We start from the raw sequence: 2,974 nt of genomic DNA, 5'->3' as shown, positions 1-2,974 counted from the left end.
CCGGCGGCGGTCGTGGTGCTGGATGCGATCCCATTGACGGTCAACGGCAAGGTCGACCGCAAGGCCCTGCCCGCACCCGACTTCGCGTCCGCGGGTGAGGGTCGTGCTCCGGCGACGCCGCAGGAGGAGGTCCTGTGCGGTGTGTTCGCGGAGGTCCTCGGCCTGGACAAGGTCGGCGTCGACGACGGGTTCTTCGAACACGGCGGGAACTCGTTGCTCGCCACCCGCCTCGTCAGCCGCGTGCGCGCCGAACTCGGCGTCGAGATCAGCATCCGCGCCGTCTTCGAGGCGCCGACCGTCGCCGGCCTCGCCGCGCAGCTCGACCCGACCACGGGCATCCGCGCCGTCCTCACCCCCGTCCCGCGGCCGGAGACCCTGCCCCTGTCCTACGCCCAGCTGCGCCTCTGGTTCCTGGGACAGCTGGAGGGACCGAGCTCCACGTACAATATCCCGGTCGGTCTCCGGCTCTCGGGCCCCCTCGACGCCCCGGCCCTGCAAGCGGCCCTGCAGGACGTCACCGCCCGCCACGAGACGCTGCGCACGGTCTACCCCACCAGCGGGGGACAGCCGTTCCAGCGCGTGCTGGACGTCGAGGCGTCGAAGCCGGACCTCCCCGTCGTCCCCGTCACGGAAGAAGACCTGGCGGCGGAACTGGTCCGGCACGCCGACCGGACCTTCGACCTGGAGACCGAGGCGCCGATCCGGGCACGGCTGTTCCGGCTCGCGCCGGAGGAGCATGTCCTCCTGCTGGTCATCCACCACATCGCCGGCGACGGCTGGTCGATGGGACCGCTGCTGCGCGACCTGTCGACCTGCTACGCCGCGCGGCGGGACGACCGGACGCCGGAACTCGCGCCGCTCCCGATGCAGTACGCCGACTACGCCCTCTGGCAGCGCGGAATCCTGGGCGGCGAGGACGACCCGACATCGCTGATGTCACGTCAACTCAACTACTGGCGCGAAGCACTGGCCGACCTGCCGCAGGAGACCCTGCTCCCGACGGACCGGCCGCGCCCGGCCGCCGCCTCGTACCGAGGGGCCTCGGTACCGCTCGACCTGCCCGCCGACCTGCACTGCCGCCTGGTGGAGCTGGCGCAGGCCGCCGGTGCCAGCCCGTTCATGGTGATCCAGGCGGCCCTGGCCGTCCTGCTCTCCAAGCTCGGGGCCGGCGAGGACATCCCGATCGGCTCGCCCATCGCCGGTCGAACGGACGAGGCGCTGGAGGAACTGGTCGGCTTCTTCGTCAACACCCTGGTGCTCCGCACCGACCTCACCGGCAACCCGACCTTCGACGAACTGCTGGGACGGGTCCGGGAGGCCAGCCTGGACGCCTACGCGCACCAGGACATCCCGTTCGAGCGCCTGGTCGACGACCTGGCGCCGGAGCGGTCGCTCGCCCGGCACCCGCTGTTCCAGGTCATGCTCGCCCTGCAGAACACCACCGACGCCCTGGTGGAGCTGCCCGGTGTGCGGGCCACCACGGTCGACTCCGGGCTCACCCCGGCCAAGTTCGACCTCTCCTTCGACCTCGGCGAGCGCTTCGCGGAGGACGGCACGCCCGCCGGTCTCCACGGGCGGATCGACTTCGCCACCGACCTGTTCGACACCCGCACCGTCGAGGGCATCGCCGACCGCCTGGTGAAGGTCGTCACGGCCGCGGTGAACAACCCGGACCGCCCGATCGGCGAGATCGACGTCGTCTCCGCGGCCGAGCGCAACCTCGTGCTGCACGAGTGGAACGAGCCGCAGCGCCCCGTCCCGTCGGTCACCCTGACCGAGCTGTTCGAGGCGCAGGCGGCCCGGACGCCCGAGCGGATCGCCCTGGCGTTCGGCGAAACCGCCCTGACCTACCGGGAGTTGAACGAGCGGGCGAACCGGATCGCCCGGCGCCTGGTGGGCCTCGGCGTCGGACCGGAGAGCCTGGTCGCGGTGATGACGAACCGCTCGGCCGAGCTCGTCGTCGCCCTGCTCGCCGTGCTGAAGGCCGGCGGCGCCTACGTGCCCCTGGACCCGGACTACCCGGCGGACCGCATCGCGTACGTCCTTGGCGACGCGGCACCCGTGTGCCTGCTGACCACCGGCGGGGTCCGGCTGCCGGACCTGGACGCCGGGCTGCCCGTGCTCCTGGTGGACGACGAGGCCGCCGACTCCGCTTCCCCGGCGGGGGACCTCACGGACGCCGAACGGTCGGCCCGGCTCCGTCCGGCCCACCCCGCGTACATCATCTACACCTCCGGATCCACGGGACGGCCGAAGGGCGTCACGATCCCGCACGCCAACGTCGTGCACCTCTTCACGGCGACCGAGGACCGCTTCGGGTTCGGTGCCGACGACGTGTGGACGATGTTCCACTCGTACGCCTTCGACTTCTCCGTCTGGGAGCTGTGGGGCGCGCTGCTGTACGGCGGCCGCCTGGTCGTCGTGCCCTTCGAGACCTCCCGCTCGCCGCTGGACTTCCTGGACCTGCTGGTCCGGGAGCGGGTCACCGTGCTCAACCAGACCCCGTCGGCCTTCTACCAGCTCATGCAGGCGGACGCGCAGCACCCCGAGCTCAGCGCCGGGCTCGCCCTGCGCACGATCGTCTTCGGCGGCGAAGCGCTGGACCCGGAGCGCCTGGTCGGCTGGTACGAGCGCCACCCGGTCGGCGGACCCACGCTGGTGAACATGTACGGCATCACCGAGACCACCGTGCACGTCACCTACCGGGCCCTGGACGCCGCGTCGATCGGCGAGATCGCCGGCAGCGTCGTCGGCCGGGCCATCTCGAACCTCCGGGTGTTCGTGCTGGACGGCGCCCTGCGTCCGGCGCCGGTGGGCGTCGTGGGCGAGATGTTCGTCGCGGGCGAGGGCCTGGCGCGCGGCTATGTCGGGCGTCCCGGGCTGACGTCGGAGCGTTTCGTGGCGTGCCCGTTCGGTGGTGCGGGTGAGCGGATGTACCGCACGGGTGATGTGGTGCGGTGGACTGTGGATGGTG

The 2,974-nt window shown here is 72.0% G+C and carries 1 protein-coding gene; it reads left to right on the top strand.

Annotation, left to right across the window (positions count from 1 at the left end):
• Nucleotides 1–15: 15 nt before the first annotated feature.
• The coding region (locus ACIQIB_RS39350) for an amino acid adenylation domain-containing protein (RefSeq protein ID WP_400764272.1) at nucleotides 16–2,974 on the top strand (2,959 nt) is incomplete at its 3' end.

It is taken from the genome of Kitasatospora sp. NPDC092286 (genome assembly GCF_044755565.1).
GTDB lineage: Bacteria > Actinomycetota > Actinomycetes > Streptomycetales > Streptomycetaceae > Kitasatospora.
The sequence above is the reverse complement of the archived record's forward strand: the minus strand, read 5'-3'. Positions and strand labels throughout refer to the sequence as shown.